Origin of the sequence: Tistrella sp. (genome assembly GCF_002684955.1) — a bacterium.
Lineage (GTDB): Bacteria > Pseudomonadota > Alphaproteobacteria > Tistrellales > Tistrellaceae > Tistrella > Tistrella mobilis.
On record NZ_NYWI01000071.1, the window covers coordinates 146,764 to 173,100 of the forward strand.

23 protein-coding genes and 1 tRNA gene are annotated in these 26,337 nt (G+C 67.4%); 5 read left to right on the plus strand and 19 right to left on the minus strand.

The features are described from left to right. Positions 1-2 precede the first annotated feature (2 nt). The 12 genes from CMO28_RS22240 to CMO28_RS22295 all read right to left on the minus strand — a co-directional run bounded on the left by CMO28_RS22240 (position 3) and on the right by CMO28_RS22295 (position 13,574). Complete coding sequence (locus CMO28_RS22240; RefSeq protein ID WP_082828227.1) at positions 3-941, minus strand: ABC transporter permease subunit; 939 nt, start codon at positions 939-941, stop codon at positions 3-5. A 67-nt stretch (positions 942-1,008) separates the two neighbouring features. After that, the gene (locus CMO28_RS22245) at positions 1,009-2,166 is read right to left on the minus strand and encodes an ABC transporter ATP-binding protein (protein ID WP_062761777.1); all 1,158 of its coding nucleotides are present in this window, start codon (positions 2,164-2,166) and stop codon (positions 1,009-1,011) included. A 154-nt stretch (positions 2,167-2,320) separates the two neighbouring features. Continuing rightward, positions 2,321-3,460 carry a polyamine ABC transporter substrate-binding protein gene (locus CMO28_RS22250; protein WP_296717195.1) on the minus strand — a complete coding sequence of 380 codons (1,140 nt, stop codon included), beginning with the start codon at positions 3,458-3,460 and terminating at the stop codon, positions 2,321-2,323. A 244-nt stretch (positions 3,461-3,704) separates the two neighbouring features. Then, positions 3,705-5,045, minus strand: a complete 1,341-nt coding sequence (locus tag CMO28_RS22255) for a glutamine synthetase family protein (RefSeq protein ID WP_062761684.1) — start codon at positions 5,043-5,045, stop codon at positions 3,705-3,707. Positions 5,046-5,409: 364 nt separating this feature from the next. Next, positions 5,410-5,486, minus strand: a tRNA-Arg gene (locus CMO28_RS22260). Between the two features lie 134 nt (positions 5,487-5,620). Then, a complete protein-coding gene (locus tag CMO28_RS22265) occupies positions 5,621-6,649 on the minus strand; it encodes an ABC transporter ATP-binding protein (RefSeq protein WP_062761683.1) in 1,029 nt (342 codons plus the stop codon). Further along, a complete protein-coding gene (locus CMO28_RS22270; RefSeq protein WP_296717201.1) occupies positions 6,646-7,683 on the minus strand; it encodes an ABC transporter ATP-binding protein in 1,038 nt (345 codons plus the stop codon). Before CMO28_RS22270 ends, CMO28_RS22265 begins: the two co-directional genes overlap by 4 nt. Positions 7,684-7,754: 71 nt before the next feature. Then, positions 7,755-8,633 (minus strand): ABC transporter permease, encoded by an 879-nt coding sequence (locus tag CMO28_RS22275; protein ID WP_296717204.1) that lies wholly within the window; start codon positions 8,631-8,633, stop codon positions 7,755-7,757. Positions 8,634-8,649: 16 nt separating this feature from the next. Beyond that, on the minus strand, positions 8,650-9,606 hold the full coding sequence (locus CMO28_RS22280) for an ABC transporter permease (protein ID WP_062761680.1): 957 nt from the start codon (positions 9,604-9,606) through the stop codon (positions 8,650-8,652). A gap of 112 nt (positions 9,607-9,718) precedes the next feature. After that, the gene (locus tag CMO28_RS22285; RefSeq protein WP_296717207.1) at positions 9,719-11,209 is read right to left on the minus strand and encodes an ABC transporter substrate-binding protein; all 1,491 of its coding nucleotides are present in this window, start codon (positions 11,207-11,209) and stop codon (positions 9,719-9,721) included. Between the two features lie 6 nt (positions 11,210-11,215). Continuing rightward, positions 11,216-12,355, minus strand: a complete 1,140-nt coding sequence (locus CMO28_RS22290) for a P1 family peptidase (protein WP_296717210.1) — start codon at positions 12,353-12,355, stop codon at positions 11,216-11,218. 238 nt (positions 12,356-12,593) lie between these two features. After that, complete coding sequence (locus CMO28_RS22295; protein WP_296717213.1) at positions 12,594-13,574, minus strand: NAD(P)-dependent oxidoreductase; 981 nt, start codon at positions 13,572-13,574, stop codon at positions 12,594-12,596. Positions 13,575-13,729: 155 nt separating this feature from the next. Between CMO28_RS22295 and CMO28_RS22300 the strand changes: the two genes are divergently transcribed. The 4 genes from CMO28_RS22300 to CMO28_RS22315 all read left to right on the plus strand — a co-directional run bounded on the left by CMO28_RS22300 (position 13,730) and on the right by CMO28_RS22315 (position 17,167). Beyond that, the gene (locus tag CMO28_RS22300) at positions 13,730-14,344 is read left to right on the plus strand and encodes a pyridoxamine 5'-phosphate oxidase family protein (protein ID WP_296717217.1); all 615 of its coding nucleotides are present in this window, start codon (positions 13,730-13,732) and stop codon (positions 14,342-14,344) included. Between the two features lie 429 nt (positions 14,345-14,773). Next, on the plus strand, positions 14,774-15,274 hold the full coding sequence (locus CMO28_RS22305; RefSeq protein ID WP_296717220.1) for a YbjN domain-containing protein: 501 nt from the start codon (positions 14,774-14,776) through the stop codon (positions 15,272-15,274). A 6-nt stretch (positions 15,275-15,280) separates the two neighbouring features. After that, complete coding sequence (gene proC, locus CMO28_RS22310) at positions 15,281-16,123, plus strand: pyrroline-5-carboxylate reductase (protein WP_296717223.1); 843 nt, start codon at positions 15,281-15,283, stop codon at positions 16,121-16,123. Positions 16,124-16,303: 180 nt separating this feature from the next. Then, positions 16,304-17,167, plus strand: a complete 864-nt coding sequence (locus CMO28_RS22315; protein ID WP_014743821.1) for a VOC family protein — start codon at positions 16,304-16,306, stop codon at positions 17,165-17,167. A 76-nt stretch (positions 17,168-17,243) separates the two neighbouring features. On the opposite strand, the gene CMO28_RS22320 is transcribed toward CMO28_RS22315, so the two are convergent. After that, the gene (locus CMO28_RS22320; RefSeq protein WP_296717226.1) at positions 17,244-17,954 is read right to left on the minus strand and encodes a dienelactone hydrolase family protein; all 711 of its coding nucleotides are present in this window, start codon (positions 17,952-17,954) and stop codon (positions 17,244-17,246) included. A gap of 312 nt (positions 17,955-18,266) precedes the next feature. On the opposite strand from CMO28_RS22320, the gene CMO28_RS22325 reads away from it, so the two are divergent. Continuing rightward, on the plus strand, positions 18,267-19,952 hold the full coding sequence (locus CMO28_RS22325; protein WP_296717229.1) for a DUF1266 domain-containing protein: 1,686 nt from the start codon (positions 18,267-18,269) through the stop codon (positions 19,950-19,952). 87 nt (positions 19,953-20,039) lie between these two features. On the opposite strand, the gene ychF is transcribed toward CMO28_RS22325, so the two are convergent. From ychF to ade, 6 genes are all read right to left on the minus strand, one after another. Beyond that, positions 20,040-21,140, minus strand: a complete 1,101-nt coding sequence (gene ychF / locus CMO28_RS22330) for a redox-regulated ATPase YchF (protein WP_296717232.1) — start codon at positions 21,138-21,140, stop codon at positions 20,040-20,042. 4 nt (positions 21,141-21,144) lie between these two features. Next, entirely contained in the window at positions 21,145-21,795 is a 651-nt protein-coding gene (gene pth, locus CMO28_RS22335) for an aminoacyl-tRNA hydrolase (RefSeq protein WP_062761164.1), read from the minus strand. 5 nt (positions 21,796-21,800) lie between these two features. Next, positions 21,801-22,415, minus strand: a complete 615-nt coding sequence (locus tag CMO28_RS22340) for a 50S ribosomal protein L25/general stress protein Ctc (RefSeq protein ID WP_296717236.1) — start codon at positions 22,413-22,415, stop codon at positions 21,801-21,803. 144 nt (positions 22,416-22,559) lie between these two features. After that, a complete protein-coding gene (locus tag CMO28_RS22345) occupies positions 22,560-23,492 on the minus strand; it encodes a ribose-phosphate pyrophosphokinase (RefSeq protein ID WP_041604782.1) in 933 nt (310 codons plus the stop codon). A gap of 314 nt (positions 23,493-23,806) precedes the next feature. After that, entirely contained in the window at positions 23,807-24,301 is a 495-nt protein-coding gene (locus tag CMO28_RS22350) for a DUF2165 family protein (RefSeq protein ID WP_296717239.1), read from the minus strand. A gap of 206 nt (positions 24,302-24,507) precedes the next feature. After that, positions 24,508-26,262 carry an adenine deaminase gene (gene ade, locus CMO28_RS22355; protein WP_296717241.1) on the minus strand — a complete coding sequence of 585 codons (1,755 nt, stop codon included), beginning with the start codon at positions 26,260-26,262 and terminating at the stop codon, positions 24,508-24,510. Between the last annotated feature and the right edge of the window lie 75 nt (positions 26,263-26,337).

Genomic DNA, 26,337 nt, shown 5'->3' on the forward strand with positions numbered 1-26,337 from the left:
CCTTACCCGCGCCCGGCGCCGCGCGCCTGCACGTTCTGGAAGATCATGATCGGCACCACCAGCAGCAGCAGCATGGCGATGGCGACCGCGGATGCCACCGGCCAGTCGCGGTTCTGGAAGAATTCGTTCCATAGCACCCGGCCGATCATCACCGTGTCCGGCCCGCCCAGCAGGTCGGGGATGACGAACTCGCCCATTGCCGGGATGAAGACCAGCATGGCGCCGGCGATCACGCCCGGCATGGAAAGCGGCAGGGTGATGGCGAAAAACGCCTTCACGGGCCGGCATCCCAGATCCGCCGCCGCTTCCAGAAGGCTGAGATCCATCTTTTCGAGCGTGGCATAAAGCGGCAGCACCATGAAGGGCAGGTAGCTGTAGACGATGCCGATCACCACCGCGAAGTTGTTGTTGATCAGCGGCAGCGGCTCGCTGATCACGCCCGCCCACATCAGGGCATTGTTGATGAGGCCGTTGCTCTGCAGCAGCCCGATCCAGGCATAGACCCGGATCAGGAACGAGGTCCAGAACGGCAGCACGATCAGCAGCAGCAGCAGCGGCCGGATCTTCTGGTCGCTGCGGGCGATCGCATAGGCCAGCGGATAGCCGAGCAGCAGCGAGACGATGGTCGAGACCGCCGCCAGTTCCGCGCTGTTCAGATAGGCGTGGATATAGAGCGGATCGTCGAGCAGATAGGCGTAGTTGCCGAGATTGACCGTGATGGTCAGCGCCAGATCGTCGACCCATTCCAGCAGCGGCGTGTAGGGCGGCTGGCCGATGATCGCCTCGGCGAAGCTGATCTTCAGGATGATGACGAAGGGCAGCAGGAAGAAGGCGAGCAGCCAGACATAGGGCATCGCCACCACGATGCCCCTGCCGGGCATCGGCAGGCGCAGGCGACGGCCGGCATCGGGCGTTGCTGCGGGCGTTTCGAGATCGGCCATCCGGTCGGTCCCTTCGGCTCGGGAAGAAGCAAGGAGACGGGTGGTGCGCCCCGGGCAGGGGCGGCCGTCAGGCCATCAGCACCACGGCATTGCCGGGATGCCAGGAGATGTAGACCTCGTCATCCCACGAGATCTCGGGCTCGGCCAGGCGCAGCATGTTGTGGGTGGTGGCCAGCACCATCTTCCCGCTCGCCAGGCGCACGTGATAGGTCGACACATCGCCCAGATAGACGATGTCCTGCACCACGCCCTTGTACACATTGGGCGTGTCGGTGGGGGCTGTCAGGCTGAGCCGGACCTTCTCGGGGCGGATGGCCACCCAGAGCGTCTGGTTCTCGGTCGCAGACACCCCGTGTGCGACCTGAATCCGGCCGCCGGTCTCCTCGCTGTCGATCAGCGCGCCGTCGGAATGTTCTTCGGCGACATAGCCTTCGAACATCGTCACCGAGCCGATGAAGTCGGCGACGAAACGGCTGGTCGGGTACTCGTAGATCTCGTTGGGGGTGCCGATCTGGTCGATCCGGCCCGAGCGCATCACGCCGATCCGGCTCGACATCGTCATCGCTTCTTCCTGGTCGTGGGTGACCATGACGAAGGTGACGCCGACCGACTCCTGAATATTGACCAGCTCCAGCTGGGTGCGTTCCCTGAGCTTCTTGTCGAGCGCGCCCAGAGGCTCGTCGAGCAGCAGCAGCTTCGGCCGCTTGACCAGGCTGCGCGCCAGGGCCACGCGCTGGCGCTGGCCGCCCGACAGCTGGTCGGGCTTGCGGCGCATGAAGTCCTGCATCTGGACCAGCGTCAGGACGTCGGCCACCCGCTCGCGGATCTCCGCCTTGGGCAGCCCTTCCTGCTTCAGCCCGAACGCCACGTTCTGCTCCACGGTCATATGGGGGAACAGGGCGTAGGACTGGAACATCATGTTGACCGGCCGCTGATAGGGCGGCACCTGGGCGACGTCGACGCCGTCGATCAGGATCTGTCCCGCGGTCGGGGTTTCGAAGCCGGCCAGCATGCGCAGCAGCGTGGTCTTGCCGCAGCCGGAGCCGCCGAGCAGCGAGAAGAACTCGCCGCGATAGATGTCGAGCGACAGGTCGTCGACCGCGACGAAATCGCCGAAGCGTTTGGTGACGCCGACGATCCGCACATAGGGCACGGCATCGTCATCCGCCCAGGGCTGGGACGGGGCCGGCCGGGCGGGGCGCGTGGCCCGCTCGCGCTGTTCCATGGTCATCGGGAACATTCCCTCCGCAGGCTGCGGGATCTGCCCGACCCGGACCGACATCCCCATGTCCGGACCGGGCCGTCACTGCCGGAACGCGAACGGGGCGACCGCCTCGACCCTGTCGGACAAGACGACCGCCCCGATCAATCATGAAAGCTCAGCCTTCGCTGCCGCTGCGGATCCGGGTCCAGGCGCGGGTGCGGGCCCGCTCGTATTTCAGGTCGTGCGGGGTCACCACCCACAGGCGGTTCATCGTCTCTTCCGAGGGATAGATGCCGGGGTCGTTGCGCACGTCTTCCGAGACCAGCGGGGTCGCCTTGGCATTGGCGTTGGCATAGGCGACATAGTCCGAAATCGCCGCGGTCACCTTGGGCTCGAGGATGTAGTTGATGAAGGTGTGGGCGTTCTCGGGGTGCGGCGCATCGGCCGGGATCGCCAGCATGTCGAACCAGAGCTGGGCGCCCTCGGTCGGGATCACATAGACGATCTCGTTGCCGTTATCGGCTTCCTGGGCGCGGTCACGCGCCTGAAGGATGTCGCCCGAATAGCCCATGGCCACGCAGACCTCGCCATTGGCCAGGTCGTTGATGTACTGGCTGTTGTGGAACTTGCGGATATGAGGCCGGATCTTCATGTAGGCCTCGGCCACCTTGTCCACATCCTCGACCTTATGTCCGTCGGGATCGAGGCCAAGATAGTTGAGCATGGCCGGGAAGGTCTCGTCGGGGCTGTCCATCACCGAGACGCCGCAATCGGCCAGCTTCGAGACCACTTCCGGGTCGAAGATCAGCCGCCAGCTGTCGAGCGGGGCGTTCTCGCCCAGCCGTTCCTTGACCATCTTGACGTTGTAGCCGATGCCGGTGGTGCCCCACATATAGGGCACCAGATACTCGTTGCCCGGATCGTATTTGGCCACCCGCGCCATCAGCTTCGAATCGAGATTGCCGAAATTCGGAATCTTCGACTTGTCGAGCTTCTGATAGATGCCCGACTTCAGCTGGCGCGCCGCATAGGGCGCGAGCGTCGGACCGACGACGTCGTAACCGGAACGGCCGGCGAGCAGCTTCGACTCCAGCACGTCCTGGGTGTCATAGACGTCGTAATTGACCTTGATGCCGCTCTGCTGCTCGAAATTCGGGACCGTATCCTCGGCCACGTAGTCCGACCAGTTATAGACGTTCAGGACCTTCTCCTCGGCGGCCTGGGCACTGCCCAGGGCGAGAAGCGCGATACCGGCGGCAAGGCCGGTTACGGCCGCAGAGCCGGTGGTCGGGCGACGGGTGCGTCGGTTGGTCATCGGGCGGCGCCTCATCCTTATCATGCGCGGGCGTCTGTCCGCGCTCGGTTCCGCAACGGCAGACCGCGGGCAGTCGTGACCGACCGCTGCCGCCTGCACTTCGGGGCGAGCCGGAGCACGGCGGGACACCACGCTCCGACCGGCATTTTTCGACAAGGCGCCCGCCGCGGTCAACCGCGGCCGGGGGAAGAGGGACGCCGCTCGTCACGTTTTCCGAAAAAATTCGTCTTGCAATGACGAACGATCAGACGTTGAGCAGCAGACACTCCCGTTCCCACGAGGAGATCACGCTGGAATAGGCGTCGTATTCGGCCTCCTTGACCGCGATCAGCACCTTCACGAAGCGTTCGCCCAGAAGCTCGACCAGCGGATCGCAATCGGCCAGCTGCGACAGCGCATCGGGCAGGTGGCGGGGCAGGCCATGGGCACGGACATAGGCCGATCCGCGCAGCGGTTCGGTGGGCGTCAGCCCCTCCATCATGCCCAGATAGCCGCAGGCCAGGCTGGCGGCGATGGCGAGATAGGGATTGGCGTCCGCGCCCGGCACCCGGTTTTCGATCCGCCGCGCATCGGGCTCGGAATGCGGCACGCGCAGGCCGCAGGTCCGGTTCTCATAGCCCCAGTCGACATTGATCGGCGCATCGGAATGGCGGATCAGCCGACGGTAGCTGTTCACATTGGGCGCGATCAGCGGCATCACCGCCGGCAGGTATTTCTGCAGGCCGGCAATGAAGCCGTAGAGCAGTTCCGAACTGGCTCCGCCTTCACCGACGAACAGATTGCGGCCGGTTTCGACATCGGTCAGCGACTGATGGATGTGCATGGCGCTGCCCGGCTCGCGCTGCATGGGCTTGGCCATGAAGGTCGCATAGACCTTGTGCCGGATCGCCGCCTCGCGGACCGTGCGCTTGAACAGGAAGGTCTGGTCGGCCAGATCCAGCGGATTGCCGTGGTTGAAGTTGATCTCCATCTGTGCGGCACCCGCCTCGTGGGTCAGGGTGTCGATGTCGATCTCCTGCGCCTCGCAGAAGTCGTACATCTCTTCGAACAGCGGATCGAACTCGTTGACGGCATCGATGCCGAAGGCCTGGCGCCCGGTCTCGGGCCGGCCGCTGCGGCCGACCGGCGGCTCCAGCGGATAGTCGGGATCGTGGTTGATCTTGACCAGGAAGAATTCCAGCTCCGGCGCCACCACCGGGGCCCAGCCCTTGTCGGCGAAGCGCTGAAGCACCCGGCGCAGCACGTAGCGTGGGGCGATGTCGCAGGGGCGGCCGTCGAGATAATAGCAGTCGCACAGCACCTGGGCGGTGGCGTCGACATACCAGGGAACCTTGCGGATGGAATTCTCGTCGGGCTTCATCCAGACATCGGGCATCGCCTCGTCGGTGATGTCCTCGTCGGGGTATTCCCCGGTGACCGTCTGGGTGAAGACCGGTTCCGGCAGCCGGAGCCCGTGGCTCGTCAGGCTGCGGACGAATTTGTCGGCGGGCAGGATCTTGCCGCGGGCCACCCCGCTCAGATCCGGCACCAGGCATTCGATTTCGGTGATCGCGTTGGCTTTGAGCCAGTCCGCAAGGCTGTCCATGAACCACCCGAAGCTGAGAGAACCCCGCATCCGGTGCCATGCGTCCGGCGCCGCCCGCCTCCCCACGAAGGCGCCGTCATCCGGCCGCATGCCGTGCTCCCGCCGAAGGGCAGCCGGATCGGGCCGGCCGTCGGGGAGGACGTGGATGCGAGGGGCCTGTCCGCCGGGTGCGGTGGGCGCGTAAGGGGGCCGGGCGGCCGGAAAAACCTGAAGAAGAACTGGACCGGGCGTCCGGACGGTGGGCCTGGCGGACCGACACGTTACCTGTCAAGGATAAGCCGGCCGCGATCGGGCTGGCAAGGGGCCCGCAAACCCGGTGCCCCAAAAGAAACAGGGGACCAGCCTGCTCGGCTGGTCCCCTGAATGGCGCACCGGGGAAGATTCGAACTCCCGACCCCCAGATTCGTAGTCTGATGCTCTATCCAACTGAGCTACCGGTGCGTATCCGTCCTCATCTTCGGTGGTGTTCGGAGCGTCGTCCGGGCCACCTCGTCGGGACGGGCGGAACTTAAGGCGGGGCGGCGGGGAATGCAAGCGAAATGTGGCGATTTCTTGAACCCCCCGCCATGCCGGCGTCAGACGTGATGACAGGCGGCCAGACGCCCCCCGGCAACGGGCTTCAGCTCCGGGCGTTCCGTGCCGCAGCGGGCCGTGGCGCGGGCGCAGCGGGGCATGAAGGCGCAGGCCGGCTTCGACTGGCCGGCCGCCTGGGGCTGCAGAGCGGGACCCTGATCCGCCGTCTGGCGGGCACGCCGCCTGCGGCTGCGGGCGGGATCGGGCACCGGAACGGCCCCCAGCAGCATCTGGGTATAGGGATGGGCCGGCGCGCGGAAGATCTCGGCGGTCGCACCGGTCTCGACGATCCGGCCCAGATACATCACCGCGACCCGGTCGGTGACATGGCCGACCACGCCCAGATCATGGCTGATGAACAGATAGCCCATGCCGACGGCCGCCTGCAGGTCCATCATCAGGTTCAGCACCTGCGACTGTACCGAGACGTCGAGCGCCGAGACCGCCTCGTCGGCCACGATCAGCTTCGGCCGGGTGATCAGGGCCCGGGCGATGGCGATGCGCTGGCGCTGGCCGCCCGAGAACTCGTGCGGGTAGCGGTCGGCATCGGTCGGGCGCAGACCCACCTGGGCCAGGGCCTCGGCAACCCGGCCGGCGCGCTCGCCCCGGGTGCCGACATGCAGCCCCTCCATCGGCTCGGCGATGATCCGTTCCACCTTGTGGCGCGGATCCAGCGAGCCGTAGGGATCCTGGAATACCATCTGCAGGTCGCGGCGCCGCTTCAGCAGATCGCGGCCTTTCAGCGCGAACAGGTCGTCGCCGTCGAACCAGACCTTGCCGGCGCTGGGGGCTTCCAGCGCCACCACGGTGCGGGCCAGGGTCGACTTGCCGCAGCCCGACTCGCCCACGATGCCGACGCTTTCGCCCGGCGCCATCTCGAGATCGACACCGTCCAGCGCCCGCAGCACCGGCGGCGCCTGGGTCAGCCGCTCGCGCGGCAGGCGGTATTCGCGCACCAGCCCCTGAATGCGCAGCAGGGGCGTCCGGGCGGCATCGGCTGCGGGCCGGGAGGCAGTCTCTGCGGCGATCATGCGGCGAACTCCGGAATATGCTCACCCTTGGCCACCGGGTGGACGCAGGCGACGCCGTGATCGGGGGCAAGCGGCACCCAGGGGATGTCGCCGGCACAGGCGGCATCCGACCGCGGGCAGCGGCCGGCGAAGGCGCAGCCGGGCGGCAGGCGCCGCGGATCGGGCACCGTGCCGGGAATGGTCGCCAGCCGCGGCCGGGTATGGGCCGGACCGTCGCCGTCGGCCGCATGTTCCAGCCCGTGGGCATGGGGAATGGCGGCGAACAGGCCGTGGGTATAGGGATGGCCCATCTGCGCGAAGAGCGGCTCGGTCGGTGCGGCCTCGACGATCGATCCCGCATACATCACTGCGGTCTTGTCGACCGTCTCGGCGATGACGCCCAGGTCATGGGTGATCAGCACCAGCCCCATGCGCATCTCTTCGACCAGCTCCACCACCAGATCCAGAATCTGGGCCTGGATGGTGACGTCGAGCGCGGTGGTCGGCTCGTCGGCGATCAGCAGCTTGGGCTCGCAGGCAAGCGCTGCCGCGATCATGACGCGCTGGCGCTGCCCGCCCGAAAGCTGGTGAGGATAGAGGTCGAGCGGGAAGCGCTTCGCGTTCAGCCCCACCCGTTCCAGCAGCCGCCGGGCGCGGCCGTCGGCTTCGGCCCGGCCGATGCCCAGATGCAGGCGCATGCCCTCCGAGACCTGCTGGCCGATGGTCTTGACCGGGTTGAGCGCGGTCATCGGCTCCTGGAAGATCATGGCCATGTTGCGGCCGCGGCGCTTGCAGAGTTCGGGCTCGGACAGCCGGGTCAGCTCTTCGCCGGCCAGCCGGATCGATCCTTCGACCATCGCCTTGTCGGGCAGCAGGCCCATGATGGCGAGCGCGGTCATGGATTTGCCGGAGCCGCTTTCGCCCACCAGGCCTAGCATCTGGCCGGCGGCGACGTCGAAACTGACGCCGCGCAGGATCGGCGCCGGGCCGTCGGGCGTGGGCAGCGTCACCCGGAGATCTGCGATCGAGAGCAGAGGCTCGTCGGTTGCGGTCATGGGGCTGGCGGTCCTTCAGGCACGGGCAGGGTTGGAGGGATGGGCGGGGGTGGCGAACCGGAAGCCTGGCATCAGCGGGCCCGCCGGAGCTTGGGGTCGAGCACGTCGCGCAGACCGTCGCCCAGCAGGTTCAGGCCAAGTACGGTGAAGACGATGGCGAGACCCGGGATGATCGCCAGCTGCGGCGCCATGTAGATGAAGGTCTGCGCCTCGTTCAGCATCCGGCCCCAGCTGGGGGTGGGCGGCTGGGTGCCGAGGCCCAGATAGCTGAGGCCAGCTTCCGCCAGGATCGCGAGGGCGAACTGGATGGTGGCCTGCACGATGATGATCGACAGGATGTTGGGCAGCACATGGTGCAGCGTGATCCGCACCGGCCCCTTGCCGGCGAGCCGCGCGGCCATGACGTATTCGCGCGACCAGACGGCGAGGGCGGCACCACGGGTGATGCGGGCGAACACCGGCACGTTGAAGATGCCGATCGCCAGGATCGAGTTCACCGCGCCGGGGCCGAGCAGGGCGGTGATCATCACCGCCGAAAGCAGGGCCGGGAAGGCGAAGGCGAAGTCGCTGAAGCGCATCACCAGCTCTTCGATCCAGCCGCGCCGGGCGGCGGCGAGGCAGCCGAGCGCGGTGCCGATGGTCAGGCCGATGCCGACCGCGACCACGCCGACCAGAATCGAGTTCTGCGCCCCGGTCATGATCATCGACAGGATGTCGCGGCCGAACTGGTCGGTGCCGAAGAGATTGGCCGCCGACGGCGCCTGCAGACGGGCGCGGACATTCATCTTGGTCGGATCGAGCGGCGTCCAGAACAGCGAGGTCGCCGCGATGCCGAGGAAGAGCAGGGTGATCACGCCGCCCACGACGAAGTTCCGGCTGGCGAGGGCCCGGCGGAAGATCTCGGCGGCGGCCGAGGGGCGGCGGATGGTGACGGTGGTGGTCTGGCTCATGGGATCCTCCACCGGCTCAGAGCATGTCGCCGCCGCGCCGGAGACGCGGGTCGAGGGCGGCATAGGACAGGTCGACCAGGAAGTTCACGAACACCACCACGGCGGCGATGACCACCACCAGGCTCTTGACCGTGATCAGGTCGCGCTGGGCGATCGCCTGGAAGATCAGCCGGCCGACGCCCGGCAGGGCGAAGACGTTCTCGATGATGATCGTGCCGGCGAGCAGCGACGAAATCTGCAGGCCGAGAATGGTGACCACGGGGATGAGCGCATTGGGCACGGCATGGCGCCAGAGCGCCGCGCGCCGGTCCAGCCCCTTGGCGCGGGCGGTGCGCACATAATCCTCGCGCAGCACTTCCAGCACCGACGACCGGGTGATGCGCGCAAGGATGGCGGCCTGGGGCAGGGCGAGGGCGATGGCGGGCAGCAGCAGCGCGCCCAGCGCCGGGCCGATACCGGCATCCCAGCCGGGGAACCCGCCGGCGGGCGTCCAGCCCAGATTGACCGCGAACAGGATGATCAGCAGCAGGGCGAACCAGAAGTTCGGCACGGCCACGCCGATCTGCGAAAAGCCCATCACGCCCACATCGCCCAGCTTGTTGTGGTTGCGGGCGGCAAACACGCCGAGCGGGATGGCGATCAGGGTGGAGAGCGTGATCGCGAACAGGGCGAGCGGCACGGTGATCGCGACGCGATCGGCCAGCAGCTCGGTCACCGGCACGCTATAGGTATAGGAGCGGCCGAAATCGCCCACGATCATGCCGCCCAGCCAGCCGAAGAAGCGGTCGGTGAGCGGCTGGTCCAGCCCGAGCTGTGCGCGCAGCGCCGCCACCGTGTCGGGCTCGGCATTCAGGCCGAGCATGACCGAGGCCGGATCGCCCGGCAGGATTTCGAGCACGACGAACACGACCGTTGCCGCGACCAGCAGGGTCAGCATCAGTGTGATCAGCCGTCGGAACAGGAACAGGGCCATGGAGCCGGCGCGTCCTCGGGTGGAAGTGTCGGTCTGGAAGTGATGGTGCCGTCGGGCAGGCGGTGCGGGTCGCCCTGCGGCCGGAGCAGTCCGGCCGCAGGGCGGGGACCGGTCACTCGGTCCAGTGCACCTTGGTCAGGTCGTTGACCTGGAAGGGACGGTCGGTCCACAGGCCTTCAACCTTGGCGTTCCACACGCCGTACTGCGGCATCTGATACAGAAAGACGTTCACGGCATCTTCAGTGATCATTCTCTGTGCGTCGCCGTACAGCTGTTCGCGTTCTTTCGGATCGACAGTGACGTCAATCTTGGCAATCAGATCTTTGAACGCCGAGCTCTTGTAATTGAAATAGTAGTTATCTCTGGCATAGATGTTGATATCCATCGGCTCACTATGCGAAATGATTGTCATCGCATAGGCCTTGTTCTTGAATACCTGATCCAGCCACTGCGCCCATTCAATGGGGATGAGCTCAGCGGTAACGCCGACCTCGGCCAGCATGGCTGCAATGATCTCGCCACCACGGCGCGCATAGGGCTGAGGCGGAAGCGTAATTGCGGTCTTGAAGCCGTTCGGATAGCCGGCCTCGGCCAGCAGCGCTTTTGCCTTTGCCGGATCGTAGGGATAGCGACCGGTGAGGTCCACATAACCAGGCGCATGTGGGGCGAAGTGAGATCCGATCGGCGTACCGTAGCCGAACTGCCCGTCGATTACTGCCTGACGATCGATAGCATAAGACAGGGCTCGGCGTATGCGAATGTCGTTAAGTGGCTTTATCCCATTATTGAGTGCGAGGATGATCTCGCCTTCTGTGGTGCCGACCGATACCTTAAAGCGGGGATCGGCCTCCAGCTGAGGCAGATTTTCCGGTGACGGGAAGTTTGCGAAGGCGTCGATATCACCAGCCATGATGGCTGTAGTCGCTGCGGCCGGGTCCGGTATGAAGCGGAAGGTCGCTTCCCTTATGCCAGCCTTTTCACCCCAGTATTCGTCATTACGAACAAGCTCGACGCGATCGCCTTTGACCCATTCTTTGAATTTGAACGGGCCAGTACCGATCGGCTTGCTCTTCTCGGACTCACCCGCGCTTTCCGGTGCTACGATTACGGCGTCACCCCAGGCGAGATTCTGGAGCATCGCACCCACGACCTGCTTGAGCTTGAGGACGACCGTGAATGGATCCGGGGTCTCAATTGAAGCAATTGGCGCGAACAGGCCCTTCTGCGCGTTGACGCTGTTTGGCGCCATGGCCCGCTCAAAACTGAACTTCACGTCAGCTGAGTCGAAGGTGGTGCCATCGTGGAATTTGACGCCTTGCCTGAGCTTAAAAGTGTAGGTCAGGTTGTCATCTGAAATTGTCCAGCTTTCGGCGAGCAACGGCTGAATGGCACCGTGCTCATCCAGGCGAACCAGACCTTCAAAGATGTTGATGTGGACGACCTCGTCGATCGCCGCCGCGGCACCCGCGGTCGGGTCGAGATGCGGCGGTTCCAGCACCGCACCGATCGAGAAGGTGTCTTTCGCGGCGAAGGCCGCGGCCGGCCCGAAGGCGACCGCCGTGCCAAGAAGCGCCGCGGCGAGCCACGGCTTGATGGTGCCCATGTTTTTTCAGCCTCCCTGCGCGGCCCGATTGAGCCGATGCCCGTGAACGGACCGATAGCCGGGATACCGTCCCAGCGTCTCGGCCGCATAGACGCCGCGGGTCAGGGCACGGGCGACGCAGTCGGCCGCGTGCATGCCGAGCCGCGCGACGTCCACCACCGGATTTGCAAGCGGTCGCTTGCCGGTGGCGAGGACGAAGATCGTATCACCGTCGAACGGCGTGTGCATCGGGCGCACCGCGCGGGCATAGCCGTCCTGGGCCATGATCGCGATGCGCTCCGCCTCTCCGCGGGTCAGATCCGCATCGATGGCGACGATGCCGATCGTGGTGTTGCCGCCGGCCGCTGCCGCGGCGGGGTCGCCGCCGTCCAGATCCGCCGGCATCTTCGTCGCCCCGGCCGCCCTCTCCCCGGCAGCCGTGGTGTCCAGCACCTCTCCCGGCACGCCTGGGCGGCCCGGGGTGAAGGTGAAGTCGTGGGTGGAAGGCTTCGCCAGCTGATGCAGCGGCTGCCCGCCGAACTCGTCGTCAATCTCGTGGGGCCAGGCCCAGAAGCAGGGCGTGCCCGGGATGACGGGCGTGCCGAACGCATTGCAGGCGACCAGCGCCCCCACCGTGTGGCCTTCGGCCGTCACGATCGATGCGGTACCGAGGCCGCCCTTGTAGGCGCCCGCCTTGGCGCCGTAACCGGCACCGGCATTGCCCTCGGCGACGGTCGTGCCAAGCGCGTCCATCGCCTGGCCGGCCAGCGCCCGATAGGGCGGCTCCGCGCCCCAGTTCTTGTCGCCGCCATTGACCAGATCGAACAGGATGGCCGACGGCACGATCGGGATGATCGCCTCGCCGATCTGCACACCCCGGCCCTGGGCCGCCAGCCGCGACATCACCGCCGAGGCGGCATCCAGCCCGTAGGCCGACCCGCCCGACAGGACGACCGCATGCACCTTCTGCACCATCGATGCCGAATTGAGGGCATCGGTTTCGCGGGTGCCGGGGCCGCCGCCGCGCACATCCACCGCCGCCAGCATCGGCTCGTCCGGCACGATCACGGTGACGCCGCTCCACAGCCGGTCGTCATGCGCCTGTCCGACCTTGATGCCGGGGACGTCGGTGATCGCGTTCAGCGGACCGGGGCGGAACTGGGTCATGTTTCGGGAAGCGCTCCTGAAAATCGAGAGGGCGGAACGGTTTCGGGACCGACGGCGACGGCAAGTCCCGACATGTGAAGCCCGCCTGTCGGCAGGCTTCGTCCGATTGTTTCCCCCCTTCATCAAGTCGGGAAGCCTAGCGATACATTTTTTCCCGGTCAACTCTTTGGAAAGATTTGATCTTGTTTCTTCTCGTGGATGTTTCGTTTCTGATATTGTCTTGAGGATTTCTGGTGGCCTATCGTGCCGCGACATCATCGTCAGAGGCGCGGAACGTAGCGGTGAGCAGCAGGTGCAGCGCACTGTGATCGAGCTCGCCGCGGCCCTGTTCGACCAGCCGGGCGAAGGCATCGCGGACCAGGGTCGACGCCGGCATGGCCAGACCATTGGCATCGCCCAGCCGGGTGGCCTGCACCATGTCCTTCAGATGGATGCGGCACTTGCCGCCCGGGACGAGATTGCCCGCGACCATGCGTTCGCCGTGCTGACGCAGAATGGTGCCGTCGGCGAAGCCGCCGATCATCGCCTCGCGCACCCGGGCCGGATCGACGCCGGCCGCCTCGGCCAGCGCCAGGGCTTCGGCCACGGCCTGGATCACCACGCCGACCACCACCTGGTTCGCCGCCTTGGCGACCTGGCCTGCGCCGGGTCCGCCGATCCGGGTGATGCGGCTGCCCAGCACCTGCAGCACCGGCAGGGCCGCGTCGAAGGCCGCGTCTTCCCCGCCGGCCATGATAGAAAGCGTCGCCGCCTCGGCGCCGCGGGTGCCGCCGGAAACCGGGGCGTCGATCAGGCTGGCGCCGCAGCCCTCAGTCAGGCGGCGGCCGATATCGGGCGTCGCCAGCGGGTCGGTGGTGCCCATGTCGATCACCACCCGCGGTGCGGGATGGGCCGCCGTGATGCCGCCGGCGCCGAACAGCACGGCTTCGACCGCCGCGGTGTCGGTGACGCAGATGATGGCGATGTCGGCGCCGGCGGCCGCTTCGGCCGGGCTTGCGGCGGCGCGGGCACCGGTCGCCGCCGAGACCTCTTCCGCTGCGGCCGGGCTGCGGTTCCAGACGGTCAGCTCCGCCCCGGCACGGGCAAGGTTAACTGCCATCGGCCGGCCCATCAGCCCCAGGCCCAGCATGGCGATCCGCCGGCCGTCGAGGCGGGGACGGTCGGCCGCGCCCTCGGCCGCGGGCGAGGGCGGGGCGAAGCGATCGGTGGCGCTGGTCATCTGTGGGCTCCGGCAGGGTGGGGGCAGGACAAGGGGCGGAACATGTCGCGGGGCGACGGATCACCGCATGATGGTATAAGCTCGGCCCCGGGCTCAACGACGGCTTCATCCGCTGGTCCGGATGGCGGCCGTCCCTGACAGAAACCGAGGATGCGATGACCGGGCATGTCGTGACCACCGAAGCCGAACTCGATGCACTTTACGGCACCCCGGTGGAGGCGTCGCTGATCAAGGAAGTCCCAGGCCTGACTGCGCCCTATCGCGCCTTCGTCGAGGCGGCCCCGTTCTTCGCCCTCGCCACCGTCGCGGCCGAGGGGCTCGACTGTTCGCCGCGCGGCGACCCGGCCGGCTTCGTGCGGGTGCTGGACGACCGGACGCTGGCCATCCCGGACCGGCGCGGCAACAACCGGATCGACAGCCTGCGCAACATCGTCCGCGACCCCCGTGTCGCCCTGATGTTCCTGATCCCCGGCAAGGGCGAGGCGCTGCGGATCAATGGCCGGGCCCGCATCTCGACCGATCCGGCACTGTGCGAGAGTTTTACGGTCGACGGGCACCTGCCCCGCACCGTGATCCTGGTCGCCATCGACACGGTCTATTTCCAGTGCGCGCGGGCGCTGATCAGGTCCGGGTTGTGGACCCCCGAAACATGGCCGGTCACCGAGACCCTGCCCACCGCCGGGCAGATGCTGAAGGCGGCCCGTCAGGATTTCGACGCCGCCGGCTATGATGCCGAGGCCGTCACTCGCCTGCCGCGCACCCTCTATTGATCCGGCCGGGGCAGACGGGCAGGGGGCAGGATCGATTTTTCCGGCAGATTTTTCGCGTCCCTCAGCCGATGCCCCGTCATCGGCCAGGGTATTGAGCCCACGGGATTTTCCGGTCGTGGCGGGTGCATTGCGGAAAGACGTTGCATCCGCCCCGCCATTATGGCTAAACAACGGGCCTTGCGGCTGACCGGGGCTTCGTGCACGCTGCCGACGTAGTCGGTTTGCGCCGTCTGCGCCACAAGATGTGGTAGCCGCCTCGAACCCGACGGCAGGCCGCCGCACCGCGGGAGTGACGATGAACTCGTGCTCCTGCGGAGGTCCGGCAGGTCGTCGTGTTCTCGCCCCCACCTTCGCGCCAGCGGCGGTGTCCATCGAGACCGCCGCCGGGATCCGCGGCCCGCAGCCGCCCGCCCAAGGAGGCGATCGAGCATGTCTTTCATCATCGCGGAAGCCGAAGAAGTCGTGGCCAACCCTCTCGATCTCGTCGAACAGATCGTCATCGCCAACGAATGGCCGTTCGACCGCCAGACCGAAGACGAGATGGCTGTCGAGATCACCGGCAAGTTCTGCGACTTCCGCCTCTGGTTCGCCTGGCGCCCGGAAACCGCCGCCCTGCATCTGTCCTGTGCCCTGGACATGAAGGTGCCAGCCGGCCGCCGCGCGAACATCTACCCGCTGCTGGCGCAGCTGAACGAGCGCCTGTGGCTGGGCCATTTCGATCTCTGGACCGAGGAATCGGTGCCGCTGTTCCGCCACACCCTGCTGGTCCGCGGCGGTCCGCTGACCCCTGAGCATGTGGAAGAGGTGGTGGACATCGCGGTCTCGGAATGCGAGCGCGCCTATCCCGCCTTCCAGTTCGTGATCTGGGGCGGCAAGACGGCCGACGAGGCCATCACCGCCGCCATGTTCGAAACCGTCGGCGAGGCCTGATTCCCGATGACCAGCGCATCCGAAGCCGGGACGGCCGGTCAGCTTCTCGTGATCGGCGCCGGCCGGATGGGCGGGGCGATGATCGAGGGCTGGATCGCCCGTGGCCGCGATCCGCGCAGCATCACCGTGATCGACCCCTCTGCCGACGGCCGGGCCCGGCTGCAGGCCCGCGGCGTGCGCGTCGCCGCCGATGCCGATGCGGTGGCCATGCCCGATGGCGGTTTCGACGTGCTGGTGGTGGCGGTGAAGCCGCAGAGCTTCGAGGCGGCCCTGCCGCCCGCAGCCCCTCTGGTCGGGGCTGAGACCCTGGTGGTCTCGGTCGCCGCCGGCAAGACGGTGCAGACCCTGCGCGACCTGCTCGGCCATCCGCGGAAGGTGATCAGGGCGATGCCGAACACCCCTGCGGCAATTGGTCGCGGCATCACCGGCTGCTATGCGGTCCCCGAGACCGAGGGCGCTGATCGTGCCCTGGCCGAGGCACTGCTCTCGGCCGTGGGCGAGGTGGTCTGGATCGAGGATGAAGGGCTGATCGATGCGGTGACCGCCGTTTCGGGTAGCGGACCGGCCTATGTCTTCCACATGATCGAGGCGATGACCCTGGCCGGCGAAGAGGTGGGGCTGCCCCACGAAACCGCCCGGCGGCTGGCGCGGGCGACCGTGATCGGCGCCGCAGCGCTGGCCGATGCCTCGCCCGAGACCGAGACCGCATTGCGGGAAGCCGTCACCAGCCCGGCCGGCACCACCGCCGCGGCCCTGTCGGTGCTGATGGACCGGCAGGCGGGGCTGCCGCCGCTGATGGCGCGCGCGGTCACCGCCGCACGCGACCGCGGCCGGGAACTGGCCGGCTGACGATCCGGGATCGGGAACCTCGGGTTGAGAGACGAGGGGCGGCTGCGGCCGCCCTTTTTCGTGCGCCCGACCGGGGAAAATCAGGGCCGCATGACGGACCGGCCCATGCATGGGTCTTGCCCCGCAGCGCGGTTCGGGTCACTAATCGGCAAAGCCCCACAAAAGCGGAGCGCCGGAGAGATGACCCACGCGATCAACGGCATCGATCATGCCATCATCGGTGTCGCCGACCTGGAAGCGGCACGGGAGCGGTTTCGGCGGCTTGGCTTTGCCGTCACCGACCGCGGACGCCATGTCGGCTGGGGCACGGCGAATTACTGCGTCATGTTCGACGACGACTATCTGGAACTGCTGGGGTTGATCGACCCCGCCGCCTTCACCAACGGCCTGGATCGTTTCCTTGAAAAGGGCGAGGGTGGGCTTGGCGTGGTGTTCTCCACCCCGGATGCCGAGGCCTCGCACGCCCTGCTGGGCGCGGCCGGGCTGGTTGCACCCGAAAATGCGCTGCGCAATCTGGGCCGGGTGATCGAGAACGGTCCGGATGGCGGCCCGGTGGAACTCGCCTTCCGCAACGTCCATCTGGCGGACGGGGCCACGCCGGGCATTCCGGCCTTCCTCTGCCAGCATCTGACGCCCGAGAAGATGCGCCGCCCGGACTGGCTGGCCCATCCCAACACCGCCCGCTGCATTCTGTCGGCCACCATCGTGGTCGACGATGTGAACGCGGCCACCGAGGCCTATTCCCGGTTGTTCGGCAGCGGTGCGGTCACCCCCACCGATACCGTGATCGCGGTGCATACCGGCCGGGGGGTGTTGATGTTCGCCACGCCCTACGACCTGCCCAATCTGCATCCCGATCTCGACGACGAGCCCCGCGCCCATGATCACGGCCTGGTGGCGCTGCAGATCGGCGTCGCCGATCGCGACCGTACGGCGGCCGTGCTCGAGGAGAACGGGGTGGCCTTCGATCGCGAGCAGAATGGCGATCTTATCGTCGGCCCCGAAGAGGCCTGCGGCGTGCTGATCGAATTTACCTCCGTCTGACCGACGGATCTGCGCCGGGACATGACAAAGGGCGGCCCCGTCGAGGCCGCCCTTTGTCGGTTCAGGCGCGGGATCTTCAGATCGGCGGCCGGCGCGGCCCCGACAGGCGGCGGTCCAGGAAGCGCAGGGTCACCTCCATGGCATAGCGGGCCTCTTCCGGTCGATAGTCCGGGCGGGCCTCGCAATTGAAGCCGTGGCCGGCCTGCGGGTGGACGTAGATCTCGGCACCGGGTGCCGCCACGCGCAGCTTATCGGCGGTGGGGCCCGCCGGAATATGACCGTCGCGCCCGCCCAGATGGACCAGAAGCGGCGCCACCGGCTTGATGCCCTCGTCCAGATATTTCGGCACCTGGCCGCCGTAATAGCTGACGGCGGCGTCGATCGACAGCTTTGCGGCGGCCAGATAGGCGAGGCTGCCGCCCCAGCAGAAGCCGACCACGCCCACGGGGAAGGCGGCGCCGTGGCGGGCACGCAGCCGATCCACCGCGGCGGCGACATAGGTCAGGGCCTCGTCGTCGGGCACCTGGCCCTTCAGCTCGATGCCGCGCTTCAGGTCTTCGGGGCCATAGCCGAGTTCGGTATCCGGCGCGACCCGGTCGAACAGAGCCGGTGCCACCACCTCATAGCCCGGCAGGGCAAGGCGATCGGCCACGCCCCGGATATGGGCATTCACCCCGAAGATCTCCTGCAGGACCACCAGGCCGGCCCGCGCGGGCTGGCGGGGCGTGGCATGCCAGGCCGAGATCGACGTGCCGGTAGCGGCATCCAGACGGATGAACTCACCCATGTGCGAAACCTCGTGACGATGTTGCGGCGGGGCTCCGGGACGCTCCGGAGCCTCCTCTCAGATACGACATGATGTTGGGGAACGGAAGAGACGGGTATGCCGCAACCAGGATTGACACCGTCTGGTCGCATGACCGGCTGCCCCTCTGCCGTCATGATGCCTTGAGAGATCTTCGGAAGAAGACCACCGCCTGCCGCAGAAGATCTGCACGGCCGGCGGTCGACGATTATGGATCGGACGGCACCCGTGGAGACCGGACCCTTTGAGAGGGGATCTCTTGGTCGGAGCACGGGACTTATGGGGAGTCAGACGATGACGGCGGCCGCGCAATCGGGCGGACGCCACGAACGGAGCATCGCCGAGGTCGCGGCCGAACTGCTGGGCTTCGCGCGGGCGATGGATGACGGCCGGCTGGACTACGACCGACGGGCGGTCAGGCTGACCTTCGGCAGCGCCAATGGCGACGGGATGCTCGCCGTGATCGTGATCCTGGCGGCGGTGTCCCTGGTGGCTGGCGTCGTCTCGCTGTTTCTGATCAACGATCTGGCGCTCCTTGGTCTTCCTCTGCCGGATTGGAGCTTTTTTGCCCTGGCGCTTGTCCTGCTCTGCCTCGCCCTCTGGGCAGCGCCGCGCTCGGGCACGCATTTCGATCTGCGGCAGCGGGCCGTGATCCATGGCGGGGCAAGCCTGCCTTTCGACCGGATCCTGCCCGCTCAGCTGGAGCTGACGCCCGATGACGACGGGGTGGCGCTCAGCCTGGAGCATCCGGATCTGAACCGACGCCTGGCGCATTTCCCGGCAGCGAAGATGGAGGCGGCGCAGGCCGTCCGGGCGCGGCTGGTCGAGCTGCTGGAACGGCGGCTACCTTTCACGCGGCCTGCAGGCCCAGCCTCTCCACCCCGACAGATCACCGGCGCCGGGACCGGCCTTTCCGCTGATCTTCCGAAAGCGCCGGGACGTCTGACCCCGGTCCAGGGCTGGATCATCGGCGCCGGCGCGATCTTCGCCCGCGCCAACGGCCATCCGGTCGACCGGCTGGGAGAGGTGTCGGGGCCGCTCGGGGCGCTTGGCCGGCGCAAGGCCGTGGCGTTGCTGCGCGAGGGCTGGGGCATTCCGGGCGGCGAGGATGTCGACCGCGAAGTCATGTCCCTGATCACCCGGGGGCATCGCGAGGATTTCGGCTTCACCGCCCGTGTCGCAGAGCTGTCTGAGGGCGAGCGGGTGCGCTATGGCCGGGCCCTCCACGCCCTCACAGACAGTGGGCTGGCGAATGATCCCGCCGCCCGGCAGCGGGCGCTCGCCGACCTGATCGCCCTGCGCTACGGCCCCCAGGGCCTGCAGGTGATGGGCGGCGTGCTGCGCCGTGCTCCCGAGACCGACCCTTCCGTGGTTGATCTGGTGGAGACCGCCATGCTGGGCCCGCTGTGGGATCCCGAGGTCGATGCGGACGAGCTCGAACCCCATTGGGCGCGGGCCCGCGAGATGGTCGGGACGGAATTCGGCGACGAGGGGGTGGGCGCCTTCGACGCCTGGCGCGCGGCCTTCACGCGCGAAGTGATCGAGGTTCCGGGGGCGCTCGAGCTCTATGTCCAGCTCCGGATCTTCCTGCACCAGCTGGCCGATCCCGACTTTCCGGCCGAAGAGCTGGGGCGGCTGCGGCTCCTGGAGGCAGCCGGTCCCGGCGCCGTCACCCATGACCGGCATATGGCCTGGGATTTCGGCCGGGCATTGATGCTGATCCGCTGGGGCCACATGGCCGGCTGGATCGATGCCGATGATGCCTGGATGCGGATGCTGCCGATCGCGCGCGAGATCCAGAGCGCCTATGGCTCGTGGACCGATATGGCGGCGGCCTATCTGGAGGGGCGGGCCTTGTGGTCGGGTGGTGCGGACGCCGATCAACCGGTCTTCGAGAAGGCGGCAGCCGGCCTCAGCGCCGATGCCGACAGCCCCTGGAACCGACTGCCCTGGGATCTGCCGCTCGAGAAGGACTGGTGACCGAGCATTCCGTGCTTATGCGAAACGCCCGGCATGACAGCATGCCGGGCGTTCCGTGTCGGGCGCGGTGGCCGGGAGGACGGGCCGTCAGACGTTGAACAGGAAGTGGAAGACGTCGCCGTCGCGGACCACGTATTCCTTGCCTTCCATGCGCAGCTTGCCGGCGGCTCGGGCCTCGCTTTCGCCACCGCAGGTGATGTAGTCGTCGAAGGCGATGGTCTCGGCGCGGATAAAGCCGCGCTCGAAATCGGTGTGGATCACGCCGGCGGCCTGCGGGGCGGTGGCGCCCTTGCGGACGGTCCAGGCGCGGGCCTCCTTGGGGCCGACCGTGAAGAAGGTCAGCAGATCAAGCAGGCTGTATCCGGCGCGGATGACCCGGGTGAGGCCGGTTTCCTCAAGCCCCAGCGCCTCGAGGAAATCGCGCTTCTCTGCCTCGTCGGAGAGCATGGCGACCTCGCTCTCGATCTTGGCGGAGACCACCACGGCCGCGGCGCCCTCGGCCTCGGCGCGAGCAAAGACCCGGGCCGACAGCTCATTGCCCTCGGCGGCGGCGCTCTCGTCGACATTGCAGACATAGAGCACCGGCTTGGCGGTCAGCAGCTGAAGCAGCTGGAAGGCACGGCGCTCCTCGGCGTCGATCTTCACGGTCCGGGCGGGGCGGCCATCCTGAAGAGCGGTCAGCACCCGGCCCATCAGCTCGATCTGGGCCTTGGCGTCCTTGTCGCCACCCTTGGCGCGCTTCTCGATGCCGGCCATGCGCTTCTCAAGGCTTTCGAGATCGGCCAGCATCAGCTCGGTCTCGATGGTCTCGGCATCGCGCAAGGGATCGACGCCACCCTCGACATGGGTGATGTCGTCATCCTCGAAGCAGCGCAGCACATGGGCGATGGCATCGACCTCGCGGATATGTGCCAGGAACTGGTTGCCCAGACCTTCCCCCCGGCTGGCGCCGCGCACCAGGCCCGCGATGTCGACGAAGTCGAGCTGGGTCGGGATGATCTGCTTCGAACCGGCGATGGCCGCAAGCTTGTCGAGGCGCGGATCCGGCACCATCACCCGGCCGGAATTCGGCTCGATGGTGCAGAACGGATAGTTCGCCGCTTCTGCCGCCGCGGTGCTGGTCAGCGCGTTGAACAGGGTCGACTTGCCGATATTCGGCATGCCGACGATGCCGCATTTGAAGCCCATGGGATTACTCCTCGCCGCCGGTCGCACCCGCGGGCGGGGCACCCGCGGCATCCGGCTTCGCCGGCTTTGCCGGCTTCAGCGGTTTCGGCGGCCGGACGGCACCCGCAACCTTGCTCATATAATCGCTCTCGCGGCCGGCCAGCAGCAGCGGCAGATGCACCGCCACCGCATCGGTCAGATCGCGGAGCCAATCCTGTTCGGCCCTGGCGAAATCGCCCAGCACCCAGCCATGGACCCGGGCCTTGTCGCCCGGATGGCCGATGCCCAGCCGCACGCGCACGAAATCGGCCCCCATATGGCGGGTGATGTCGCGCAGGCCGTTATGGCCGGCATGGCCGCCGCCGGTCTTCACCCGCATTTTCGAGGGGGCGAGGTCAAGCTCGTCGTGGAACACGACGATGCGGCCCGGCTCGATCTTGTGGAAGCGGGCGGCCTCGGCGACCGAACGGCCGCTCTCGTTCATGTAGGTGAGGGGCTTGAGCGCGATCGCGCGCTCGGGGCCGATGCGGCCTTCGGAAATCTCGCCCTGGAACTTGCGGCGCCAGGGGGAGAAGCCATGGCGGCGGACGATTTCGTCCACCGCCATGAAGCCGATATTGTGGCGATTGCCGGCGTATTCGGGGCCGGGATTGCCCAGACCGACCAGCAGCCACATGATCGTCAGGCCTCTTCGTCGCCTTCGGCCTCACCGGCGTCCTCGGAGAGGCCGGCCGGCGCCGCGATCGTCGCGATGGTGAAGTCGCGATCGGTGATCGCCGGACGGGTGCCCTTCGGCAGCTCGACGGCGCTGATGTGGATGCTGTCACCGATCTGGGCGTTCGCCAGGTCGACGGTGATCGACTGCGGGATCGCGTCGGGGGCGCAGATCAGCTCGACCTCGTGACGGACGACGTTCAGCACGCCACCCTTCTTGATGCCGGGGCAGGTCGCCTCGTTGACGAAGTGCACGGCGACTTCGACGCGGATCTCGTGATCGCCGGTCAGGCGCAGCAGGTCGACATGCAGCGGCACGTCGGTGACCGGATGGAGCTGCACGTCGCGGGCCAGCACGCGGATGCTCTCACCGTCCAGCTTCACCTCGATCACGGTCGAGGCCAGGTCCGGGGTACGGTTGAAGAACAGGCCGAACTCGCGGGCGTTGAACGACACCATCTGGGCGGGCTGCTTGCCGCCGTAGATCACGCCGGGGACGAGGCCGTCACGGCGGGCCTGACGCGCGGCCCCCTTACCGCCGCGGTCACGCGCCGTCGCATTCAGCACGGGCTGAGTGGTCATGAGGATGGTCTCCTGCTGGCCGGCGGTGCCTGTCTGTACGGCCCGCCGGGGGGTTATGCCGGTTCGCTGATGCCTTGGTCCGGAAATACGGCAGGGCGGGCCTCCAGGGGTGCCCGCCCTCGATACCGTCAGGTGTCCGGGACGTCAGTCGAACAGGCTGGACACGGAACTTTCGTCGGCAATCCGGCGCATCGCCTCGCCGATCAGCGGCGCGATGCTCAGGCTGCGAATGTTGCGGGACACGCGCATCGCCTCGGTGGCGGCGATCGAGTCGGTCACGATCAGCTCTTCGAGTGCCGAGGAGGTGACGCGGGCGACGGCGCCGCCCGAGAGCACGCCATGGCTGACATAGGCCTTCACCGAGCGGGCGCCGTTCGCCATCAGGGCGGCAGCGGCGTTGCACAGCGTGCCGGCGCTGTCGACGATGTCGTCGATCAGGATGCAGTCCCGATCCTCGACATCACCGATGATGTTCATCACCTCGGACACGCCGGCGCGCTCGCGCCGCTTGTCGACGATGGCGAGATCGGCATCGATGCGCTTGGCGACCGCGCGGGCGCGCACCACGCCGCCCACGTCGGGAGAGATCACCATCAGGTTGCGGCCGGCCGACTTCTCCTGGATGTCGCGCACGATCACCGGTGCTGCATAGAGATTGTCGACCGGGATGTCGAAGAAGCCCTGGATCTGGCCGGCATGCAGGTCCAGCGTCAGCACGCGGTCGGCGCCGGCGGTGGTGATCAGATTGGCGACCAGCTTGGCCGAGATCGGCGTGCGCGGACCGGGCTTACGATCCTGGCGGGCATAGCCGAAATAGGGGATGACGGCGGTGATCCGGCGGGCGGAGGCGCGCTTCAGCGCGTCCAGCGTCACCAGCAGCTCCATCAGATTGTCGTTCGCCGGGTGGCTGGTCGACTGGATGACGAACACGTCCTCGCCACGGACGTTCTCCAGGATCTCGACGAACACTTCCATGTCGGAGAACCGGCGGATATTCGCCTTGGTCAGGGGAAGGTTCAGGAACGTCGCGATGGCTTCGGCCAGCGGCCGGTTGCTGTTGCAAGCGATAACCTTCATCGACACTGCCCCGCGATGATCTGTCCGACTGTCCGGATGAGGAAGATGAGGACGCACGTCCCGCCCGTGGGATCATTCCCGTGGGCTTTGCATGCCGATGGTCGGTTCAACCTTTGGTCGCGCCGGCCGTCCGTGCGAACTGTGCGAGAAAAGGCAAGCGACCGCAAGACGTTGTTCGACGTCCTCCGGGCCTGCCTTTGCGCGGGCGCAAAATAGCAAGGCGTCTCGAAGCTGTAAACATGCAGGCGGCGGGGGGCGCGTGCCCGCCCGCTGCATGCATGGCCGGAATGACACGGTACCGCCGCCGGGTACGGTCAGTCCGGGTCGGGCTGGCCGACATAGATCACCACCGCCAGGATCGTGATGTAGAACCGGAAAGCCGGTGCCTGGCCGTTCCAGGTGGACGACTGCCACATGGCGAACCACTCGCCGCCGATCACCATGAAGCCCACGAACCAGACCAGAAAGCCCATGGCGGCGCCGAAATGGACCATCCGCTTGGCGCGGCCGAATTCTCCGGCCGTGCCGTTGACCCGGCGCAGCATGGCGATGCCGGCCACGGCGAACAGGGCCGCGGTGATGCCCTCGCCGGCGATGATCGCCCAGTAGCCGATATGCCAGAAGATCGGATCGGTGATCGCCCGCCACATCAGCGCATTGCCGGGGAAGGTGTCGTCCATCGCCAGAACGTGAGACACGAAGGCGAAATTCGATCCGTAGTCGGTCAGATTGTTGAAGGTGACGAGGAAGGCGAAGGCCGAGAGGCCAAGCACCATCACGATCTTGGCCACACGCGACGCAGCAGGCATGAACGCTCGCTCCCTGGGACCGGGCGGTTTGCCCCCGGTCCGGACACTCCTGACCGGAGGTCCCTGTCCCGGAACGGGGTCCGCCTCACATCATTATGCAACTGGCCATCATGCCCAGAAGCAGCACCAAGGTGAAGATGATCAGATGGGGCACGCGTGCAGCTTTCTTGTGAGGCGCCGGCCGGGCGGTTCGGGCGGCGAGCAGGTCAGGCGGCGAGCAGACGGAAGCGGTCGACGTCGACCAGCCCCATATCGGTGATCTTGAGATGCGGGATCACCGGCAGCGGCAGGAAGGCGAGCTGAAGGAAGGGTTCGGCCAGGCGGCAGCCGATGGCGCGGGCGGCCGCACGCAGCGCCACCAGCCGGTCGCGGACATGGTCGGCGCCGGCATCGCTCATCAGCCCGGCGACCGGCAGGGCCAGATCGGCCAGAACCCGGCCATCGCGCACCACCACGAAACCGCCGCCCATGGCGATCAGCCGGTTGACCGCCACCGCCATGTCGGCATCGCCCGCCCCCACCACACAGATATTATGGCTGTCATGGCCGACGGAGGATGCGATGGCGCCGTCGGGGAAGCCGAAGCCGGTGACGAAGCCGCGGCCGACATTGCGGTTGGTACCGTGGCGGGCGAGCACCGCGACCTTGAGCAGGTCACGCGACGGATCCGCCCGGCGCTCGCCGCCCGCATAGGGCAGCGCCATGGTCAGGTGATCGGTGATCAGGCTGCCCGGGCGGATGCCGATCACCGGCGCCCCCGGCCCCTGGGCAGGCACCCGGAAGATGTCGGGGGTGACTGGCGGCAGCCGGACCGAGCCGAAGCCCACCGGCGCCGGCATGGCGCCATGATCGAAGATCCCGTCTTCCACCACCCGGCCGTTGCGGATGACGGTTGCGACCGCGCAATGCTCCAGGTCGTCGAGCACGACGATATCGGCCCGCCTGCCCGGCGCGACCAGCCCCCGATCCTTCAGTCCGAAGCCCTGGGCGGCCGACCAGGTGGCGGCGCGATAGACGGCGCCCGCCGGCGCGCCTGCCTTGATTGCCGCCCGGATCAGATGATCGAGATGGCCTTCCTCGGCGATGTCGAGCGGGTTGCGGTCGTCGGTGCAGAAGGCGAAGAAGGGGGAGTTGCGCCAGTCGAGCAGCGGTGCCAGCGCGGCCACGTCCTTCGAGACGCTGCCGTCGCGGATCAGCACCTGCATACCCTTGCCGATCTTCTCCAGCGCCTCGGCACGGTTGGTGCATTCGTGGCAATTGCGGATGCCGCAGGCGAGATAGGCATCGAGGTCGCGCCCCGAGAGCAGAGGAGCATGACCGTCGATATGGGTGCCGTCGAAGGCGGCCAGCTTGTCCAGCACCTCGTCGTCCAGATGCAGAACGCCCGGCACATTCATGAACTCGGCAAGCCCGATCACCGAGGGGTGGTCGCGGAAGGCGACCAGATCATCGGCGCTCAGCCGGGCGCCCGAGGTCTCGAGCCCCGTCGCCGGGACGCAGGAGGAAAGCTGCACCCTGAGGTCCAGGGCCGTGTGCAGGCTGGCATCCAGGAAGTAGCGCAACCCCTCGGTGCCGAGCACATTGCAGATCTCGTGCGGGTCCGAGATGGCGGTGGTGGTGCCGCGGGCCAGCGCCAGCCGGTCGAATTCGGCCGGCGTGACCAGCGTGCTTTCGACATGGACATGGGTGTCGATGAAGCCCGGCACGATCACCCGGTTGCGGGCGTCGACCTCGCGCCGGCCGCGATAGCCCGGGCCCACGCCGACGATCATGTCGCCGGTGACGGCGACATCGGCCACCTCCAGCGCGCCGGTCGCGAGGTTCAGCACCCGGCCGCCACGGATCACCAGATCGGCGGCCTCGCGGCCGAGTGCCTGGTCGATGCGGCGCTTCAGCACGGCCTTGGTGTGATCGCGGGTTGCGTGGGGAACCCCGGTCTCGCGGGGGGCGGCGCTGGCCATCGGCTTTGCCTCCGGATGCATGCGGATATCCCTGCGACCGCATGGAAGAGCCGCGCGGGGTTCGGTGGAATCTGG

What these genes read in the sequence shown, in the direction of transcription:
- CMO28_RS22240 (WP_082828227.1), bottom strand. Translation starts at nt 941, where the DNA reads ATGGCCGATCTCGAAACGCCCGCAGCAACGCCCGATGCCGGCCGTCGC.
- CMO28_RS22245 (WP_062761777.1), bottom strand. Translation starts at nt 2,166, where the DNA reads ATGGAACAGCGCGAGCGGGCCACGCGCCCCGCCCGGCCGGCCCCGTCC.
- CMO28_RS22250 (WP_296717195.1), bottom strand. Translation starts at nt 3,460, where the DNA reads ATGACCAACCGACGCACCCGTCGCCCGACCACCGGCTCTGCGGCCGTA.
- CMO28_RS22255 (WP_062761684.1), bottom strand. Translation starts at nt 5,045, where the DNA reads ATGGACAGCCTTGCGGACTGGCTCAAAGCCAACGCGATCACCGAAATC.
- CMO28_RS22265 (WP_062761683.1), bottom strand. Translation starts at nt 6,649, where the DNA reads ATGATCGCCGCAGAGACTGCCTCCCGGCCCGCAGCCGATGCCGCCCGG.
- CMO28_RS22270 (WP_296717201.1), bottom strand. Translation starts at nt 7,683, where the DNA reads ATGACCGCAACCGACGAGCCTCTGCTCTCGATCGCAGATCTCCGGGTG.
- CMO28_RS22275 (WP_296717204.1), bottom strand. Translation starts at nt 8,633, where the DNA reads ATGAGCCAGACCACCACCGTCACCATCCGCCGCCCCTCGGCCGCCGCC.
- CMO28_RS22280 (WP_062761680.1), bottom strand. Translation starts at nt 9,606, where the DNA reads ATGGCCCTGTTCCTGTTCCGACGGCTGATCACACTGATGCTGACCCTG.
- CMO28_RS22285 (WP_296717207.1), bottom strand. Translation starts at nt 11,209, where the DNA reads ATGGGCACCATCAAGCCGTGGCTCGCCGCGGCGCTTCTTGGCACGGCG.
- CMO28_RS22290 (WP_296717210.1), bottom strand. Translation starts at nt 12,355, where the DNA reads ATGACCCAGTTCCGCCCCGGTCCGCTGAACGCGATCACCGACGTCCCC.
- CMO28_RS22295 (WP_296717213.1), bottom strand. Translation starts at nt 13,574, where the DNA reads ATGACCAGCGCCACCGATCGCTTCGCCCCGCCCTCGCCCGCGGCCGAG.
- CMO28_RS22300 (WP_296717217.1), top strand. Translation starts at nt 13,730, where the DNA reads ATGACCGGGCATGTCGTGACCACCGAAGCCGAACTCGATGCACTTTAC.
- CMO28_RS22305 (WP_296717220.1), top strand. Translation starts at nt 14,774, where the DNA reads ATGTCTTTCATCATCGCGGAAGCCGAAGAAGTCGTGGCCAACCCTCTC.
- proC (WP_296717223.1), top strand. Translation starts at nt 15,281, where the DNA reads ATGACCAGCGCATCCGAAGCCGGGACGGCCGGTCAGCTTCTCGTGATC.
- CMO28_RS22315 (WP_014743821.1), top strand. Translation starts at nt 16,304, where the DNA reads ATGACCCACGCGATCAACGGCATCGATCATGCCATCATCGGTGTCGCC.
- CMO28_RS22320 (WP_296717226.1), bottom strand. Translation starts at nt 17,954, where the DNA reads ATGGGTGAGTTCATCCGTCTGGATGCCGCTACCGGCACGTCGATCTCG.
- CMO28_RS22325 (WP_296717229.1), top strand. Translation starts at nt 18,267, where the DNA reads ATGACGGCGGCCGCGCAATCGGGCGGACGCCACGAACGGAGCATCGCC.
- ychF (WP_296717232.1), bottom strand. Translation starts at nt 21,140, where the DNA reads ATGGGCTTCAAATGCGGCATCGTCGGCATGCCGAATATCGGCAAGTCG.
- pth (WP_062761164.1), bottom strand. Translation starts at nt 21,795, where the DNA reads ATGTGGCTGCTGGTCGGTCTGGGCAATCCCGGCCCCGAATACGCCGGC.
- CMO28_RS22340 (WP_296717236.1), bottom strand. Translation starts at nt 22,415, where the DNA reads ATGACCACTCAGCCCGTGCTGAATGCGACGGCGCGTGACCGCGGCGGT.
- CMO28_RS22345 (WP_041604782.1), bottom strand. Translation starts at nt 23,492, where the DNA reads ATGAAGGTTATCGCTTGCAACAGCAACCGGCCGCTGGCCGAAGCCATC.
- CMO28_RS22350 (WP_296717239.1), bottom strand. Translation starts at nt 24,301, where the DNA reads ATGCCTGCTGCGTCGCGTGTGGCCAAGATCGTGATGGTGCTTGGCCTC.
- ade (WP_296717241.1), bottom strand. Translation starts at nt 26,262, where the DNA reads ATGGCCAGCGCCGCCCCCCGCGAGACCGGGGTTCCCCACGCAACCCGC.